We start from the raw sequence: 18,133 nt of genomic DNA, 5'->3' as shown, positions 1-18,133 counted from the left end.
CCTTATTAAAATGCGTAGCGCGCGCTCAGTTTGACCGTGCGCATCGGGCCGCCAACCTCGCCCGGCGTTCCCAGCTTGACGTTGTCGCCGCCAAGATAGTTCGGATTGTTGGTGGCCGGTCCACCGCCCCAGGCGTCGTAGCCGGCGTAGTTAATCGTGTTGAACACGTTCAGGACATCGAGCCGCAGCGAGACCTTGCCGAAACCGACCCCGATATCCTTGGCCATGGCAAGGTCCACTTCGCGGAACGAGCCGCCATCGCCCTTGCGCGACACGCAGGCACTGAAGCCTTTGGAGCAGTCGGTAATCCGGTACGGCAGGCCGCTGCCAAGGGTGACTTTGGACGACAGCATGATCCCGAACGGGAGCAGGCGGTCGCTCATCCCCGCCATCACCAGGCGGTGGCGCTCGACGTTGGTCGACGGATTCCACGAATGGGCGTAGCGCCCGTAGGTCCAGTTGAAAAGATCGTTGGTCCACTCCTTGTTGGTGGTCTCGCCCTTGGAGTAGGTGTAGGTGGCGGCCAGGCCCCAGCCGGAGGTGGTCGAAAACGGCTTGTCGCCTTTCAGGTAGGCCGACGAGGTTTTAGCCTGCGAAATGAAGTCGCCCAGGATCAGGGTGCCGTAACCGGGCACGGAGCTGAACATCGGATCGGTCGGACTGGCATTGCCCCAGCCGCCGTTGACGTCGCGGTTTCCGCCGAACCAGTTGAACTGGTTGCGGCTGCGCGACACCGTCGCACCGGCTTCGGTATTCCACGCGCCCAGCGCCTGGCGCACGCCGAGGCTGAACTGGTCGGTGTACGGCAGTTCGTGTTCGCTGCGGATCAGCCAGATTTCGCCGCCCGGCTGCGAGTTCTTTTGCAGTTCGTCCAGCGCCGCGTTGGCGATGGTGCGGTCGTAGGCGCGCCCGGCGCCGGCGAAGAAGACGGTATTGCTATTGCCGAAAACGTCGTACGACATGCCCACGCGCGGCTGCCACGCATCCTTGAACGACTTGCGGTTCGAGCCGGTGCTGATGTAGTCGCCGATCGTCACCCCCCCCTTGGCCAGCGACTGCGCATAGGTCTGGCCCGCAGGCGCGCCCGCGCGCGGGTCCTGCTTGCCGAACAGGCCCGCACGGTCGGCGGGCGTGACGTAGCTGTCGTTGAGCATATTCGTCTCGTAATCCCAGCGCAGGCCGAGATTGAGTTCGAGCTGCTTGGTCACTTTCCAGTCGTCCTGCAGATAGATGCCGTACTGGCGGTCGACGTAGCTCACACCGGTCGGCGCCAGGGCGGGCGAGATTTCGAACACGCGCGGGATGCCGGTCACGTTGTCGATCATCTCGCGCCGGATATCGATGCTGCGCGAAGTGCCATACAGGTCGAAGTCGACCTTCTTGATCTTGGCCCCGCCCTTGATCGTGTGGCCGGCCAACCCCGTCCAGGTCAGGCTGTCGCTGAACGAGAGCCCTTTCTGCATGCGGTCCTGGGAGTCTGGCGAGCCGCCGGTAAACAGCACATCGACCACGTTCTTGGTCTCGTTACTCGGCGAGACCACGTATTTGACGTAGGGAGCCGATTGCGCGGCGCTCGGATTCCAGTGGAATTTTTCGTAGCCGATGCGCGCTTCGTTGAGGAAGTCGCCGCGCGTGAATTCGTGTTTCAGGTCAAAGCGCGTTTCATCGTTCTTGCGGTCCTTCTCGTTGCCCGGCACCGACAGCTTGAAGTCTTCAGGCACCAGGTCGTTCTCGCGCCGGATGCGGGTCGACAGTTCGACCAGGTGGTCTTCGCCGATGCGCGTGGTGAGCTTGCCGAGCACCAGGTCTTCCTTGAACTTCGAGGTGGCGGACCCGGCCTGCGCCAGCAGGGACGGCACGATGCCGGCGTTCGGCAGCAAGTCCTGGCGCTGCGCGACGACCTGGCGCGGCGTGTCGATCCGTTTGCCTTCGTACGCGACGAAATAGTGCATCACGTCTTCCTTGATCGGCCCGCCGAGCGTTGCGCCGTACTGCTTCTGTGAGTAGCGCGGGCGGTCCACGCCCTCTTCCTTCCTCTTCTTCTGGAATGGATCGTAGGCGGTCAGGTTGGCGCCGGTGCGGTCAAAAAACACATCGCCATGCAGCTGGTTGGTGCCCGACTTGGTGATCGCCGTGATCGCGGTGGAGCTGACCTGATCGAATTCGGCCTTGTAGTTTTGCGAAACCACCTTGTACTCTGCCACCGCCGACTGCGGGAACGGATTGCCGCGCGACGAGTTGAGCCCGGACATGCCGCCGCGCAGAATGTAGTTTTTCTGCCCGACGCCGTCGATGAAAACGTTCACGTTATCCTGGTTCTGCGAACCGCCCTGCAGGGAGCCGTAGCCGGTCTTGGCCTCGACGTCGAAGCGCACGCCCGGCGCCAGGTCGGCAAAGGCGAGGAAGTTGCGCGACACCTGCGGCAGGCTTTCGATCTGCGCGCGCGACACGCTGGTGCCCACTTCCGAGGTCTTGACGTCACGCCGCGCGGCCGAGCCCAAAATGACCACCTGCGCCATATTCGCCGGATCGGCCGCGCCCACCGACAGGTCGAGCGAGGCGGTCTGGCCGATCGCCAGCGTGAGCTTTTCCGTGGTCTGGCCGCCGACCTTGATTGCATACTCGCCCGGCGGCAGGCCGGTGAGCACATAGCTGCCGTCGGCGGCGGTGGTGGTGCGGTAGTTGTAGCCGGTGGCCGTGTTACTGGCGACGACCAGCGTGGCCGGCGCCGCGGGCGCGCCGCTCTGCGTGATTTGTCCCTTGATGGTGGCGCTGCTTAACTGCGCCTGCGCCGGCGCGGCGGCCAGCATGGCCACCGTCGACAATCCCACCAATGCCCGGCGCAGTTCGCGCACGCCTGCTTTCATCTTCATGCGTTTCTCCAGTTGTATTTATTCTTTAATGTTGTTATCCGCGCCGCCCTGCGCATGCGCGCCGCACGAGCGCCGCACCACCAATTCCGTCTGCACCACCTGCACGGTTTTCTTCGTTCCCTGCGGGTTTTCGATTTCAAAGGCCAGGCATTCGAGCGCGCGGCTGCCCATTTCGGTGATCCGTACCCGCACGGTGGTCAGCGGCGGCGCGACAAAACGCGCCGTCGGCACATCGTCGAAGCCGACCAGCGCGATATCGCGCGGCACCACCAGGCCGCCCTCGCCCAGCGCGAACAGGCAGCCGATCGCCATCATGTCGTTGGCGGCGAATACCGCGTCCGGCAGGCGTTTCAGGGCGCGCAGCTGCTGACCCGCGCGGTAGCCCGATTCCTCGCCGAAGTCGCCGCGCAGCACGTCCGGCTCGAACGCCGGCACGCCAGGCAGCAGGCGCGCCATGGTCTCGCGAAAGCCGCGCAGGCGCTCCTGCGACTCGAAGTTGTCTGCCGGCCCGGCGATCATGACGATGCTGCGGTGCCCCATCTCCACCAGGTGCTGCACCATGTCGGCCGCGCCGCCATGGTTGTCGACCGCCAGGGCCGAACAATCGTGGCCGGTGGCGCGTGTGTTGAGCAGCACGATGGGCAGGCTGTCGGCCAGGTTGTCGGCCAAAAAACCGGCGTCCACATGGGGCGACATGACGATCAGGCCATCGACCCGGCCGCTCATGGCGCGCATGGCCAGTGCCGCCTCGCCGGCGTCGCCGTGCGAACTCGATACCAGCAGGTGCAGGCCGCGGCGGTGCGCCGCCATATCGATGCCGCGAATGAGCTCCGAAAAGAACTCGCCATGCAGGTCCGGCAGCACCACGCCGATGGTCTGGGTGCGGCTGGTCGACAGGCTGCGCGCGCCACTGTGCGGGATGTAGCGCAAACTGCGCGCGGCAGCCAGCACGAGCTTGCGCGTCTCCTCGGTGACGGTGCCGCTGCCGTTCAACGCGCGCGACACCGATGCGACCGACACATTCGCCGCCCGCGCCACATCCTTGATCGTTACCGCCATAAAAACGCCACCTTGTCATTCCTCTTGCATAGAAGTCCGGTAACCGATTACATTTTTACTAATGTACCCCAATCGGGCTCAGCACATCGTGGTTTTTCTGTAAATTTTTCATTGAAAAAAGTAGGGCTAATGGTCGAAATTTCACAGTTTCAACATCGATGTCATGTAAAATTTATCACGATGTAACCGCTTACATTGCGTCTTGCCCAATGAAAACCACCTTTCCCTGCCCATGACTCCGATTCCATTCAGCCCAGCCGCCGGCGCCCGCTTTCTCTCCAACGGTCATTTGCGGGTGCTCGTCACGGCAGCCGGCACCGGCGCGACGGACCTCGGCGAGCATGCGCTGACGCGCTGGCAGGGCGACCCGGTGGAAGATGGCGACGGCTACTTTATCTACCTGCGTGACCTCGACAGCGGCGAGTTCTGGTCGGTCGGCGCCCAGCCCTGCACCGCCGCCGGCGCCCGCTATGGCTTCGGCAGCGACGATGGCGGTGCGTGGCTGACCTGCCGCCACCTCGGCATCGAAGCGCGGCTCGACATCGTCGTCGCGCCGGAGAGCGACGTCGAGCTGCGCACCCTGACCTTGCGTAACACCGGTACGCGGGCACGCCGCATCGAGGTCACCAGCTATCTGGAAGTGGTGCTGAACAAGCGCGAGGCGGAAGCCGCGCACCCTGCTTTTTCCAAGCTGTTCGTGCAGACCGAATCGGTTCCGGCATCCGGCGCTGTGCTGGCGCGGCGCCGTCCGCGCGGCGCCGGCGAGGAATGTATCTGGCTGGTGCATGCGGCCAGCGGCGGCGAGGAAGCCGGCATCGAGACCGACCGCAAACGCTTCATCGGGCGTGGCCGCAGCCTGGCCGCGCCAGCCGCATTGGCGACGAGCGAGCCGCTGTCTGGCACAGCCGGCAATGTGCTCGATCCCTCGTTCAGCCTGCGCCGCAAGGTGACGCTGACGCCGGATGCGAATGCCGTCATCGCCTTCACCCTGGGCGCGGCGGGCAGCCGCGATGCCGCACTGGCCTTGCTGGCGAGCGCACCATCGCCGGAACTGGCGGCGCGCACGGCGGGCGAACGCCGCGCCGCCCTCCTGACCGCGCTGGCGCTGGACACCGAACAAGCCGCCTACGCCGAAGCGCTGGCCGCCGCAATCCTGTACGGCGAGAGCACCCTGCGCGCCCCGGGCGACGCGCGCGTGTCCAGCGATGCCGTTCCCGACGGCCTGGGCCTGCCCAAGGAACGCGTGCTGTGCGTGGTGCACGCGATCGGTGCGCGCGACCCGCATGCGCAAGCCTTGCTCGACGCGGCGCGCTACTGGGAAGCGCTGGCCCTGCCCCTGCATCTGGTGCTGATCGGCGCCGCCGCCGACTGGCCCGGCCTGCAAGGCCCGGTCACCCAGCTCGACCCGATGCAGGTGCTGAGCGCCGACCTGGAACGCATCAGCGCGCAGGCGCACATGGTGGTCAAGGGCGAACTGCCGGCCTTCGCGCCGCGCGCCAGCATCCTGCGGCCGCCCCGTCCACCGCAGCGCAAACACGCGCAGGACGACGCCGAACCCGCGCCGCTGCAGTTCTTCAACGGCGACGGCGGCTTCTCAAGCGACGGCAGGGAATATGTCATCCGGCTCGCCTGGGATGGCGCCACGGGCCTGTCACGCCCGCCCCTGCCCTGGACCAATGTGATCGCCAACGAGCAGGTGGGCGTGCTGGTGAGCGAAACCGGCGCCGGCACCACCTGGAGCCGCAACAGCCGCGAACACCGGCTCACCCCCTGGTTCAACGATCCGGTACGCGACCCGCACGGCGAAGCGCTGTACCTGCGCGACGAGGACGACGGCAGCTGGTGGTCGCCCATGCCCGGCCCGGCGCCGGCCGCCGCCGGCTACGAAGCGGTGCACGGCTTCGGCTACACCACCTTCCGCCATGCCAGCTACGGCTTCGAACAGGAATGCACGGTGTTCGTGCCGCGCCACGACCCGCTCAAGATCGTGCGCATCCGCTTGCGCAATACCGATGCGCGCAGCCGCACCCTGTCGCTGTTCTCGTTCCAGCAGCTGGTGCTGGGCGCCACAGCGGACAGCGCGCGCCACATATGCACCACGTGGGACACCGGCGTGCTGCTGGCCACCAACCGCATGGCCGGCCCGTTCGCGGACGGCGTGACCTTCGCCGCCCTGGTCGCGCCGCCGGCCAGCGCCAGCTTTCACAGCGCCGACCGCGCCGCCTTCATCGGCCCCCAGGGCACGACCGCCCGTCCGGCAGCCCTGGGCGAGGCGCGCCTGGATGGGCGCACCGGCCCCGGTCTCGATCCGTGCGCCGCGTTCCAGGCGCGCCTGACCATCGCCGCCGGCGAGCAGGTCGAATTTGCCGTGCTGCTGGGCGAAACCACCTCCAGCGAGGATGCGCAGGCGCTGGTACGGCGTTACCGCAGCGGCGCGGCGGTCGACCAGGCGCTGCTTGAGGTGCGCCAGTTCTGGCACGACACGGTCGGTGCCATCGAAATCGCCACCCCGGTGCCGGCGATCGACCTGATGGTCAACGGCTGGCTGGCCTACCAGAACCTGAGCTGCCGCATCTGGGGCCGCTCGGCCTTTTACCAGTCCGGCGGCGCGTTCGGCTACCGCGACCAGCTGCAGGATGCCAGTGCCCTGATCTACACCCTGCCCGAGATGACGCGCAAGCAGATCTGCCTGCACGCCGCGCATCAATTCGTGGAAGGCGACGTGCTGCACTGGTGGCACCCGGCCCCGTTGGAGAAGGGCATGCGCACGCGCTTTTCGGACGACCTTCTGTGGCTACCCTACATTACCGCCTTCTATCTCCAGTCCACCGGCGACTGGAGCGTGCTCGATGAAGTCGAGGGCTTCCTGAGCGCGCCGCAACTGGAAGACGGCGAAGACGAAGTATTCCTGCAGCCGCAGCAAGCGGGCGTGAGCGCCGACGTGTACGAGCATTGCTGCCGAGCGCTGGACCGCTCGCTGACAAAAGGCGCGCACGGCTTGCCGCTGATGGGCACCGGCGACTGGAACGACGGCATGAGCCGGGTCGGACGCGAAGGCCGCGGCGAGAGCGTGTGGATGGGCTTTTTCCTGTTCCGCATCATCAGCGACTTTCTGCCGGCGTGCGAAAAGCGTGGCGACAGCGCCCGTATCGCCGCCTACAGCGCCTACCGCGACCATCTGGCCGGCGCGCTCAATGCCGACGGCTGGGATGGCGCCTGGTACCGGCGCGCCTTTTACGACAACGGCGCGCTGATGGGGTCAAGCCAGAGCGACGAATGCCAGATCGACGCGCTGGCCCAGGCCTGGGCCGTGATCTCGGGTGCAGCGCCGGAAGAGCGCGCGCAGAAGGCGCTCGACGCGATGGAAGAGCGCCTGGTGTCGGACCACGATGGCCTGATCCGCCTGCTGACGCCTCCGTTTGTCCACACCGTGCAGGACCCAGGCTACATCAAGGGTTACGTGGCGGGCGTGCGCGAAAACGGCGGCCAGTACACGCACGCGGCCTGCTGGGCGGTGCGCGCGGTGGCCGAAGCGGGCCGCAACGAGCGCGCCGCGCAGCTGCTCGAAATGCTCAGCCCCATCAGCCATACACTCACGCCGGAAGCGGTGGCGCGCTACCAGGTCGAGCCGTACGTGATTGCGGCCGACATCTACGGGGCCGAACCGCACGTGGGCCGCGGCGGCTGGACCTGGTACACCGGTTCGGCCGGCTGGGCTTACCGGGTCGCGCTCGAATCGGTGCTCGGTTTTACGCTGGTGGGCGGCGCGGCGATCCGCATCAAGCCGGTGGTGCCGGCAGCGTGGCCGCGTTTCAGCATCCGCTACCGCCTGCCGGACGGCGCCACCAGCTACCACATTGAAGTGATCAACGACGCCATCGGCGACGGCGCGCTGGTGGTGGCCGCCTCGCTCGACGGCCAGGAAGCGCCGATCGAAGGCGGCGCGGCGTTGATCCCGATGAAGGCCGATGGCGCCGCGCACCGCGTGGTCATCGTGCTGCGCGCTGCCTGAGGTCACGCATGGCACAAGTACAGCTGACAGGCATTCGCAAGTCGTACGGAGCGCAGGCAATCCTGCATGGAATCGACCTCGATATCGCCGATGGCGAGTTCGTGGTTTTTGTCGGCCCGTCCGGCTGCGGCAAGTCGACCCTGCTGCGCGCCATCTGCGGGCTGGAAGACATCGACGACGGCGACATCGTCATCGATGGCGCGCGCGTAAACGACGTGGCGCCGGCGCAGCGCGGGCTGGCCATGGTGTTCCAGAGCTACGCGCTGTATCCGCACATGACCGTGTACGAGAACATGGCGTTTGCCCTGAAACTGGCCGGCAAGCGCAAGGCGGAGGTTGACGAAGCCGTGCGCAAGGCCGCGCACACCTTGCAGATCGAAGCGCTGCTTCAGCGCCGGCCCAAGGAACTGTCGGGCGGCCAGCGCCAGCGCGTGGCGATCGGGCGCGCCATCGTGCGCCAGCCGGCCGTGTTCCTGTTCGACGAACCGCTGTCGAACCTGGACGCGTCGCTGCGGGTGCAGATGCGCATCGAACTGGCCCGGCTGCACCGCACCCTGGCGACCACCATGATCTATGTGACCCACGACCAGGTCGAGGCGATGACCCTGGCCGACCGCATCGTGGTGCTGCGCGCCGGCCGCGTGGAACAGGTGGGCGCGCCGCTGGAGCTGTATCACCGGCCCGACAATCTGTTCGTGGCGGGCTTCCTGGGTGCGCCGCCGATGAATTTTCTGCGCGGCGAGATCCGCCAGTGGAACGCGGGCCGGGCGGTGGTGGCGCTGGCCGGCGGCACCCAGCTGATGGTGTGCGTGGCAGCGCCGATGGCACCCGGTGCGCACGTCACATTGGGAATGCGGCCCGAGCACATCGTGACCGGTGCGACGGACGGCATCCCGGCGACCGTGTTCGCGGTCGAACGGCTGGGGGAAGGAACGTATCTGTACGCCAGCGTGGGCGGCAGCGCCGAGCAGATGGTGGTGCGGGCCGACCCGGATGCCGCTTGGGAGGTCGGCCAGCATCTGGCGCTCGGTGCGCCGCTGGCGCGTATCCATGTATTCGGCGAAAACGGCAGAAGGTGCCCGCCTTAGAGCGCCTGCCTGTCAAAACCTTTTGACGGCCGCCAACAAAGATCAAGCACGCCAGTGGAAGAGACGCGTGACATGAGCTTACGTACGGCTAGCTTACTTTAGTTGCTTTGGTCAGTTCCCTGGGTTGGCTACAGCGTTGAGCGCCTGGTTCGACACTGGCGCGGGCTTTCGCAAACTTGGGGCAAAGACTACGTGCCTGGGGTCCAAGCTGCCGCTATCTCCCGCACAACCCGCAACACCATCTGCTTGCTCGCATCCACGCGTTTCCCGCTGCGCCACGCCATCATGACTTCCCACTCCCACAGCGGCAAGTCGGCGATATCGAGTTTGACCAGACTCCCGTCCTGCAACTGTTTCGCGACCGCCATCTCAGGCATGAATGTCAGGAAACCATGCTCCAGCACCAGCTCAAGTGCGGCACTGGCCGGCTGGATCGCATGAATCGGCATATTCGTTGTGCGATACGCATGCAGGCGTCCGATCAATTCATCGCATTGCGGGCCCCAGAATTGCGGGGCCAGCTGCGCGTTCGCGATATCGGCCAGCACGCAAGCGGGCGAGCGCGCGAGCGGATGATCGCGATGCACCACGGCGATGATGGGCGAGACGCAAATGCGTTCCAGCTCGATGCCGGCAATCGCCGGGCAGCGCAATACAAAGCCAAGTTGGGCACGGTCGGTGAGGAGCATGTCCATGATGATCGGCGAGTGATTCGTGGTACAGCGAATTTCCATCGGCGCCTGCGCCAGGGCCAGCAGGATCGGGCCGAACAGCATGGACGCGAGCGACGGCACACACGCCAGGCCCATTTTCGGCAGCGCGGGCACGCCCTGGACCGAGCGCAATCCGAGGTCGAGCGCAGCGAGCGCGGCGCGCGCGGCCGGCAGGAACGCGACGCAGGCTTCGGTGGGGACGGCGCCACGGCGGTGCCGTCGAAACAGCTGTACACCAACCTGATCTTCCAGCGCGCCCACCCGCTGGCTCACTTGGGGCTGCGACCAGCGGCGGCGCGCGGCGGCCTGGGTAAAACTGCCGTATTCCACGATTTCAATCAGCAGGCGCAGATCGTCGAAACTCAAAGACATAAAAATATCCAATATCAAACATTTAAATTAGGCATCTTCTGTCCCGTCTTGTTCTTGCCTAAGATGAAAATTCATCGATGACGTGGGAGCAGGAACATGGCAGGAACAAGCGGCGCCAGGCTGCGCGGCAAGCGCTTTATCGTGATAGACAATCTAGTGGTGGTGGCCGGTTTCTATCTGGTCTTCCCCATCATCGGCCTGCATTTTGTCGATCAGCTTGGATGGGCCGCGGCGGCGGTCGGCCTGGCGCTCGGCTTGCGGCAAGTGTCGCAACAGGGCCTGGGGCTGCTCGGCGGTTCGCTCTCCGACCGGTTTGGTGCCAAGCCCCTGATCGTGGGCGGCATGCTGCTGCGGGCAGCCGGCTTTGGGGTACTTGCCTACGCCAGCAGCCCGGCCCACCTGTTCGTTTCCTGCATCCTGTCCGGGCTGGGCGGAAGCCTGTTCGAACCTGCGCGCGGGGCGCTGGTCGTCAAACTGACCCGTCCGGCCGAGCGCAGCCGCTTCTACGCGCTGCTGATGATGCTCGACAGCGCGGCGGCCGTGCTGGGAGCGCTGCTCGGCACGTTCCTGCTCGGTCTGGATTTTTATTGGGTCGCGATGGGCGGCTGCGCGGTGTTTTTGCTCGCGGCGCTGGTCAATGCGCTGATGCTGCCCGCATACCGGGTCGCCGTTCCCGGCACGGCCGCGCTGGCGGCGATCCGGGTTCCGCTGCGCGACAAGCCATTCCTGACCTTGGTGCTGACCCTGAGCGGTTACTACGTTTTGCAGGTCCAGCTGATGTTGCTGCTGCCGGTGCTGCTGACGCACGTGACCGGGGCCACCAAGGCCGTGGCCTGGATGTACAGCATGGATGCGCTGCTCGCCGTGCTGCTGCTCTATCCCATGGCGCGCCTGGGCGAACGCTATCTGAGCGAGGAGGCACGCCTGCTGCTCGGAATCGGCGTGATGACGGCCAGCCTTGCGGCCATGACACTGGTATCGGGCACGGTCGGCGTGTTTGGCGTGTTGGGGCTGTTCTTTGTCGGCGGCCTGATCGCCGAGCCCGCGCGCGAGGCCATCGTGGCGCGCTATGCACGGGTGCGGGCGCGCGCCAGCTACATCGGGCTGAGCAGGATCGGGCTGGCGCTGGGCGGTCTGCTTGGCTACGTCGGGGGCGGATATCTGCTTGACGCGGGCAAGGCGCTGGGCCTGCCGGGCCTGCCCTGGATGGTGCTGTGCGCGGTCGGCTGTCTTACCCTGGCCGCCCTGGCGCACCAGTTCTTCCGCGCCGCCTCCTGGCAGCGCGCCCGCGCTTGATTGCCACTGGCGCATCAGTCCTGCGCGCCGGGCTCGAGCACGCCCAGCAGGCGCGACAGGGTGGCGTCGATCGCGGCCAGATCGGCCGCCGCGGTGGAGGCCAATAGGCGATGCTGGTTCGCCACATGGGCCGTCACGGCGCGGTCGATCAGATCCAGGCCATCCGGTGTCAATTGCACCAGCACGCTGCGCGCATCGTCGCCATGGGGCACGCGCAGCACCAGGCCGCGCGTTTCCAGGCCCTTCAGGCGGTGCGTCATCGTGCCCGAGGTAATCATCAGGCTGGAGAACAGGGCCGTCGGCGCCATCCGGTAGGGTGTTCCGGAACGCTTCAGCGTGGCCAGCACGTCGAATTCCCAACTGGTCATCCCGTAGGCGGAAAACACCTCTTCCTGCCTGCGCTGCAATAACGCGGCGCAACGCTTGATGCGCCCGATGGTGCCCATCGGACCGCAATCGAGATCGGGCCGCTCCCGGCCCCACTGTGCAAGGATCGCGTCGACCGCGTCCGGCGCTCGCTCGGTTTCCATAACGAACCTCTCTCATTTATCTTGAACTCAAGATTATATGCTAAGCTATTATCTTCAATTGAAGATAAATTTGAGGAGCACCGGCATGCACGCCACGCAAGAACAGCCGTCCTGGACTGACTACCTCCTCACCGCGTTGGCCCCGGCCATCTGGGGCTCGACTTATATCGTCGCCACCCACCTGCTGCCGCCGGACCGGCCATTCACGACCGCGCTGCTGCGCACGCTGCCGGCCGGCATCTTGCTGACGCTGTGGGCAAGGCGCCTGCCCGAACGCAGTCAGTGGGGTCGGCTGGCGCTGCTTGCCGCGCTCAATATCGGCGTCTTCCAGGCCTTGCTGTTCGTGGCGGCCTACCGCTTGCCGGGCGGCCTGGCGGCCGTGGTGGGCGCAATCCAGCCGCTGCTGGTGGTCGCGCTCGCGTGGGCGTGCGAGGGACGCCGCGCCAGCGGGCTGGCGATCGCGTCCTGCGTGCTGGGGGTACTCGGCATGGCGGCGCTGCTGCTCGCGCCGGGCGCCGGGTGGGATGCGCTCGGCATTGCCGCGGCGCTCGCCGGCGCTGCCTGCATGGCCGCCGGCACCTATCTGACGCGGCGCTGGAAAACCGATGTGCCTGTGCTGGCGTTCACGGGCTGGCAGTTGCTCGCCGGTGGCGCGATGTTGCTACCGGCAGCGTGGGCCATCGATCCGCCGTTGCCGGCGCTGAACGGCGCCCACCTGCTCGCCTACGCCTACCTGGTGCTGATCGGCACCATGGCCGCCTATGTGCTGTGGTTTCGCGGCCTGGCGCGGCTGTCGCCGGTGGCGGTGTCGTCGCTCGGTCTGCTTAGCCCATTGGCGGCCGTGGTGCTTGGCTGGGCGTTGCTGGGGCAAGCCATGACGGGCGTGTCGCTGGCCGGGCTGGCGACGGTTTTCGCCAGCATCGTTGCGGTGCAGTGGGCCACGCTGCCTGGCGCGCAAACGCCAGCACCGGCCGGCGGCAATCCATGCAAGTCGTAAAGCCATTTTTTTCAACTACCCAAAGGAACGCACCATGAACAACAGCATCAAGACCCTCATCGAAGCGCGCATCTCGGCCAATAACTATGACACCACCCGTCCGGTGTCGGACCTGGAAATAAGCGAGCTGGTCCGCCTTGCCACCTTGGCGCCGTCGGCCTACAACTTTCAGAACTGGAAATTCATCGCCGTGCGTCACGCCGGGGCCAAGGCGCGCTTGAAAGCACTATCGTTCGGACAGCAAAAAGTTGCCGATGCGCCCGTCACTTTTATCGTCTGCGGCACTCTGGCCGCGCACGAAGGATTGGCCGAGGCGCTGCAGCCGTCGGTCGAGGCGGGCATCGTCGACAAGTCGGTGTTCGATACCTGGCTGCTCATGGCCAGCCGTTCGCATCTGGACAACCCCCAGTTGCAGCGCGACGAGGCCATCCGCTCCGCATCGCTGGCGGCCATGACGCTGATGCTCGCCGCCCAGGGCATGGGCATGTCCAGCGGATCCATAGGGGGCTTCGAAGCCGAGGGCGTGGCGCGCGAGTTCGGTTTGGCGCCGACCGAGATACCGGTCATGCTGGTGACGGTCGGCTACGTTACCGAAGGCAATTGGCCGCAGAAGCCGCGCAAGCCCTTGCACAAGGTGCTTGAGTTCGTTTAAACGATGGGTGTACGGCGCCATTGCCATCGGACCGATGCCGCCGCGCATTCGCACTCTCTTGGGACAGCTCGACGGCAGCGACCGCGGCGCACATTCGGCCCTAGCCCATTGTCATCAAAATTAATGGGCAAATGACCAGCCCCGCCAGGACAAAGACGATCAGAAAAAGAGACGCGTACCACCGCAACGCCGACTGTAGCATTGGCGGCAACTTTCCGATGTATCGGCTCCCCGGCTGAAGATTTCCTTGTGCAGGGTGAAACCACATACAAGTACATAAAAGAGCCCACGGCAGGAAAATGAGGGGGCCGACAATGATCCCGGCTAACAATCTCGCATTGCCGGGTGCATAGATCATACTGACGATCAGCATGCAAAGGCCGACTATTGAAACCAGGACGAACCACCATCTTCGCCTGAAGAGCCTGGTGGCAATATTAGAAAACATTGAAGGCAGCATCTCTACGTTCACTTAGGCCAAGAGCTATTTGCTTGATTGATTATTTTTCGAACGGCAGGTTATGGCTGCGGATTCAATCGGTCCACGCAACACACTCTGCAAATCGTTGAGCCGGTGTTTGATAGTTTAGCGTCTTCCTGGGACGCTCGTTCAATTTCCTGGCCACCTCATCAAGTCCTTCCTGAGAGTAGCTAGAGAGGTCCAGCCCTTTCGGGAAGTACTGTCGCAGCAGACCATTCGTGTTTTCGTTGGATCCTCGCTGGCATGGGCTCTTGGGATCACAGAAGTAGACTTGAATGTCGGACGCGAGGGTAAAGCGTTTATGGCCAGCCATTTCTTTTCCGCGATCCCACGTCAAACCGCGATCGGTAAGGTTCATACCTATATCGTTTTCGTCGGTGACTAACCAACCGGCTCGAACCGGCCCCGGAAGCTGACTTAGGTGGCGGCTATGGCGCGCCAGCGGTGAAGCTGGCCGACGCCAATTCGCGGTCGAGTACAATCGGCAGGAGCCGGCCAGATGCGGTCGGTCACGCATTGTCCCCAAAGCAGCCTTCGATGTGTGGCACCGATGTCTTTTGCGAAAATTCGATGTCACACCGATATCCAAACAGTGAGACCCGCAAACTTACTGTGCAAATTCTTCTTAGCGAATTCATGTCTCGGGGTTTATACGTACGCCGACAACAAATTTAGACATTTCGAGGAACAACAATGACTCAGCCCACCGAACAATTCGTCATCAGCACAACGGCGCAACTTGACCTGCTGTTCGAAAAAGTTAGCGATGCCTCTTTGAAAAAGGAGGTTTCGAATATCCACCCGCGTTATCGTCAACTCATTGAAGCATCGCCTTTTTGCGTATTAGCTACAAGTGGTCCAGATGGGCTAGATGCTTCGCCTCGCGGGGATCCTCCGGGGTTCGTGCATGTTCAAGATGAGCATACACTTTTGGTTCCTGAACGTCGTGGCAACAACCGGGTAGACAGCTTGCGCAACATTCTTACTGATCCTAGAGTTGCCCTGTTATTCCTAATACCAGGTGTCGGCGAAACCCTGCGGGTCAACGGTCGCGCTTGCATCACTACGGATCCAGAATTGCTTCAGCGTTTCTCGATGGAAGGTAAGTTGCCGAAATGCGTCCTCATCGTCAAGGTCGAGGCAGTGTTCTTTCAATGCGCACGAGCCATTCGCCGCTCGAACCTATGGCAGCCAGTTGCTGCAGAAGTCCCCGCCAAGGTTCCCAGTGCCGGCGCAATGCTCGAGGCTATTACAAACGCCCAAATCGACGGTGAACTATATGATCGTGACCTTCAGGCGCGCCAACAGGCAAGCCTCTACTAGGAGCGAAATGACTGGCAGGCAACCGTTTTGACTCACCCGGTGATGACAGCTTTTTCGATAGTCGACAGGCTGCATTGGGGCGTAAGCGGCCAACGGGCGGTCCCCGACCGACTTTGTTCGCTGAACCGTAATGACCGCCGTACGAAGCGCCTGGCCCGACCAACTTGGCAAAAAAGCTGAACTGAAGAAAATCAAGGAATCGGCGCCTACGAGTCCGGCCAACTTTATGGCGTGTTTTACTTCATTAGCAAGCGCGAGGTCCGGTCAGGCTTCCTCGCTACGCCAGCAGCCCTGCGCACTTCGTGCGACACTGGCGGACTTTGATGAAATTGCATGGCGGGAATAAATCGATGTGGACTGGTGTACTGTGCGGCTTGCTGGCCGGCGCGATGTGGGGCATGGTGTTCATCGTGCCGGAATTGTTGCCGGCGTTTTCGCCGGTCGAGCTGGCCGTGGGCCGCTACATCGCCTACGGCGCCATCGCCACCGGGCTGATGCTGCCGCGCCTGCGCGGCCTGTTGGGGCGGCTCGACCGCAGCGACTGCGGCGCGCTGGTGCGCCATGCGCTGGCCGGCAACATCGTCTACTACATGCTGCTGGCCCTGGGCGTCAAGCTGGCGGGCGTGGCGCCGACTTCGCTGATCATCGGCCTGCTGCCGATCACCGTCACCCTGCTCGGGCGCAAGGATCATGGCGCCATTCCCTTGTCGCAACTGGCGCTGCCATTGCTGGTGGTCGCCGCCGGCATTGCCTGTATTAATATCGATGTATTCCTGCATGCGCGCGCCAGCGGGGCGCCTCCTGGCGCCACCTTGCTGGGCGTACTGTGCGCCTTCGGTGCGCTGCTGTGCTGGAGCTGGTACGCGCTCGACAATGCGCGCTTCCTCAAGCGCAATGCGCATTTCAGCAGTGCGGAATGGTCGGCACTGTACGGCATGGCCAGCGGCCTGATCGCGCTGGTGATCGGCGCGCTGGCGTTCGCCATCTGGCATGGCGACGTCACCGGTGCCGCGGGCACCGCGAGCGGTCGCAACTGGACGGTGTTCTGGATCACCAACGCCCTGCTCGCGCTGGGCGCGTCAGTGATCGGCAACCATTTGTGGAATATTGCCAGCCGGCGCGTGCCGGTCACCTTGTCGGGACAATTGATCCTGTTCGAGACCCTGTTCGCGCTGCTGTATGGCTTTGTGTATCACCGCCAGTTTCCGCGCGTGATGGAAATGGCGGCGATCGTGTTGCTGGTCGCGGGCGTGGTGTGGGCAGTGAGGATGCACGCGGTGCAGCCGCTCGCCGAGCAGACTGCCACGCACGCCTGACACGGTGCAGCCTTAACGGCGCTGCTGGCTCTGCTGCTGTATCGACAAACTCAGCCTGGTCAAATCTTCCTTGCCCAGCATCGGCAACTGCGCCAGCAAGTGCGACAAGGTCGAACTGCCGCTCAGTTCCAGCTCGGATGACTGCACCAGCACCGTGCCGGCACCGGTAAAGTCGACCTGCTTTTCCTCGCCCGACAGCGTGAAGCCCGTCAACGCGCCCACGGTCGACACGAAGCCCCTGACGTGCTCGTAATCATAGCGGTATGACGGACTCGGGCAATCGGCCCAGCCCAGCACGGCCTGCTCGTCGACCCGGCACGGCAATTCCAGGAAGTGCACCGGCCCGTTCGACGAGGCGATGATCTTGCCGGTCCCGAGCAGGGTCAGGTAGCCCGGCAAGGTCGATTCCTGGCAGATCACGTTCTTCGTAAAGCCCAGCAGGTTCTTGGCGCGGATCGTCATGTTGGCCGCGTCCAGGTCATAGCAGGCCAGGTCGTTGCCGTTGTCGCCCAAGATCAGCTGGCCATTGCCCTGCGCGACCACGAAGTTGTGGATGTACTTGGGCGCGTTGAAAGCGTGGCGCGCCAGCATGTCGACCACGCTGCTGCCCATGGCCTCGAAGGTCAGGTTGCCATAAAAGGCGATCATCTTGCCCTTGCGGATGAAGATCTGGTCGTTCACGTCCACCACGAAGGCAAACCGGTTCAGGTTATCGTTCTTGGGTAAATTCACTGGATTGTAGATTGTCATGATTTACCTCTCGCTCGCTTGAATGTAGACCGTGCCTTGGCCAGTGAATTTGACTTGATACGATTCGCCCGATGCCTGGCCGACGAAGGTTTTCCAGTTCAGGTCGGTGATGATGGTCGAGCTCAACTGCCCGGTATGGCCGATGTAGGCTTGCGGATCGACGCACACCGGCACATCGGGCGTGACCGGCAAGCCGATCGCGTTGCCGTCCGACAGGATGGCCACCTCGCCCGTGCCCTGGAAGGTGCTGGTGAACAAACCCTGGCCCGACACGGCGCCCCGCGCCATGCCCTGGATGCCGCCCTGGTTACCGAGGAACATGGTTCCGGCGGTCAGGCGCGCATCGAAGGCGAGCACATTGTCGCTTTCGACGTACAGGGTGTCGCCGCGCACCGGAACGATGGTGACGAACAGGCCGTCGTAGGCGTAGTAGACCGAGCCGCGGCCCTTGGCCAGCATCAGCGAGTAGCCCTCGTTGGTGGCGGCACGCATGCCCAGGGTCTGCACGCCCTGCCCCGCGAGGAAGGAACGGCTGAAGGCAACTTCGCCCTGGTACGAAATCATCGCACCCTTCTTGGCGAAGACTTCCTCGTTATTGAGTTTGACCTCAATCATTTTTTCATTGATTTGCTGGTACGCCGGCATGGCATTCTCCACTTGATTCGATTATC

At 64.1% G+C, this 18,133-nt stretch carries 13 protein-coding genes and 1 pseudogene; 7 read left to right on the top strand and 7 right to left on the bottom strand.

The features are described from left to right. Nucleotides 1-5: 5 nt before the first annotated feature. On the bottom strand, nt 6-2,873 hold the full coding sequence (locus CR152_RS20010; RefSeq protein WP_099877590.1) for a TonB-dependent receptor: 2,868 nt from the start codon (nt 2,871-2,873) through the stop codon (nt 6-8). 18 nt (nt 2,874-2,891) lie between these two features. Beyond that, nucleotides 2,892-3,932, bottom strand: a complete 1,041-nt coding sequence (locus CR152_RS20005) for a LacI family DNA-binding transcriptional regulator (protein ID WP_099877586.1) — start codon at nt 3,930-3,932, stop codon at nt 2,892-2,894. 232 nt (nt 3,933-4,164) lie between these two features. Here CR152_RS20005 and CR152_RS20000 point away from each other — a divergent pair, with 232 nt between their 5' ends. Then, nucleotides 4,165-7,944, top strand: coding sequence for a GH36-type glycosyl hydrolase domain-containing protein (locus CR152_RS20000; RefSeq protein ID WP_099877583.1), 3,780 nt, complete (start codon nt 4,165-4,167; stop codon nt 7,942-7,944). A gap of 8 nt (nt 7,945-7,952) precedes the next feature. Continuing rightward, nucleotides 7,953-9,032, top strand: coding sequence for an ABC transporter ATP-binding protein (locus CR152_RS19995; RefSeq protein ID WP_099877580.1), 1,080 nt, complete (start codon nt 7,953-7,955; stop codon nt 9,030-9,032). Between the two features lie 188 nt (nt 9,033-9,220). On the opposite strand, the gene CR152_RS19990 is transcribed toward CR152_RS19995, so the two are convergent. Beyond that, nucleotides 9,221-10,129: a LysR family transcriptional regulator gene (locus CR152_RS19990; RefSeq protein ID WP_208640159.1), complete on the bottom strand. Its 909-nt coding sequence runs from the start codon at nt 10,127-10,129 to the stop codon at nt 9,221-9,223. Nucleotides 10,130-10,213: 84 nt separating this feature from the next. Between CR152_RS19990 and mdtH the strand changes: the two genes are divergently transcribed. Then, complete coding sequence (mdtH, locus tag CR152_RS19985) at nt 10,214-11,413, top strand: multidrug efflux MFS transporter MdtH (protein WP_099877575.1); 1,200 nt, start codon at nt 10,214-10,216, stop codon at nt 11,411-11,413. 14 nt (nt 11,414-11,427) lie between these two features. On the opposite strand, the gene CR152_RS19980 is transcribed toward mdtH, so the two are convergent. Beyond that, on the bottom strand, nt 11,428-11,943 hold the full coding sequence (locus tag CR152_RS19980; protein ID WP_099877572.1) for a MarR family winged helix-turn-helix transcriptional regulator: 516 nt from the start codon (nt 11,941-11,943) through the stop codon (nt 11,428-11,430). An 85-nt stretch (nt 11,944-12,028) separates the two neighbouring features. Here CR152_RS19980 and CR152_RS19975 point away from each other — a divergent pair, with 85 nt between their 5' ends. Then, nucleotides 12,029-12,940 carry an EamA family transporter gene (locus CR152_RS19975; RefSeq protein WP_099877569.1) on the top strand — a complete coding sequence of 304 codons (912 nt, stop codon included), beginning with the start codon at nt 12,029-12,031 and terminating at the stop codon, nt 12,938-12,940. Between the two features lie 34 nt (nt 12,941-12,974). Beyond that, complete coding sequence (locus CR152_RS19970) at nt 12,975-13,592, top strand: nitroreductase family protein (protein ID WP_099877566.1); 618 nt, start codon at nt 12,975-12,977, stop codon at nt 13,590-13,592. A 533-nt stretch (nt 13,593-14,125) separates the two neighbouring features. Here CR152_RS19970 and CR152_RS19960 read toward each other — a convergent pair. Next, nucleotides 14,126-14,416, bottom strand: a pseudogene (locus CR152_RS19960) (IS30 family transposase); the annotation flags it as partial. Between the two features lie 350 nt (nt 14,417-14,766). On the opposite strand from CR152_RS19960, the gene CR152_RS19955 reads away from it, so the two are divergent. Next, nucleotides 14,767-15,396, top strand: a complete 630-nt coding sequence (locus CR152_RS19955; protein ID WP_099877560.1) for a pyridoxamine 5'-phosphate oxidase family protein — start codon at nt 14,767-14,769, stop codon at nt 15,394-15,396. Nucleotides 15,397-15,746: 350 nt separating this feature from the next. Continuing rightward, nucleotides 15,747-16,712: a DMT family transporter gene (locus tag CR152_RS19950; RefSeq protein ID WP_099882555.1), complete on the top strand. Its 966-nt coding sequence runs from the start codon at nt 15,747-15,749 to the stop codon at nt 16,710-16,712. 12 nt (nt 16,713-16,724) lie between these two features. On the opposite strand, the gene CR152_RS19945 is transcribed toward CR152_RS19950, so the two are convergent. Continuing rightward, on the bottom strand, nt 16,725-17,462 hold the full coding sequence (locus tag CR152_RS19945) for an AIM24 family protein (protein ID WP_099877557.1): 738 nt from the start codon (nt 17,460-17,462) through the stop codon (nt 16,725-16,727). Between the two features lie 3 nt (nt 17,463-17,465). Next, the gene (locus tag CR152_RS19940; RefSeq protein WP_229413471.1) at nt 17,466-18,077 is read right to left on the bottom strand and encodes an AIM24 family protein; all 612 of its coding nucleotides are present in this window, start codon (nt 18,075-18,077) and stop codon (nt 17,466-17,468) included. Nucleotides 18,078-18,133: the final 56 nt, after the last annotated feature.

Source organism: Massilia violaceinigra (assembly GCF_002752675.1).
In the GTDB taxonomy this organism is placed as follows: Bacteria; Pseudomonadota; Gammaproteobacteria; order Burkholderiales; family Burkholderiaceae_D; genus Telluria_A; species Telluria_A violaceinigra.
The sequence above is the reverse complement of the archived record's forward strand: the minus strand, read 5'-3'. Positions and strand labels throughout refer to the sequence as shown.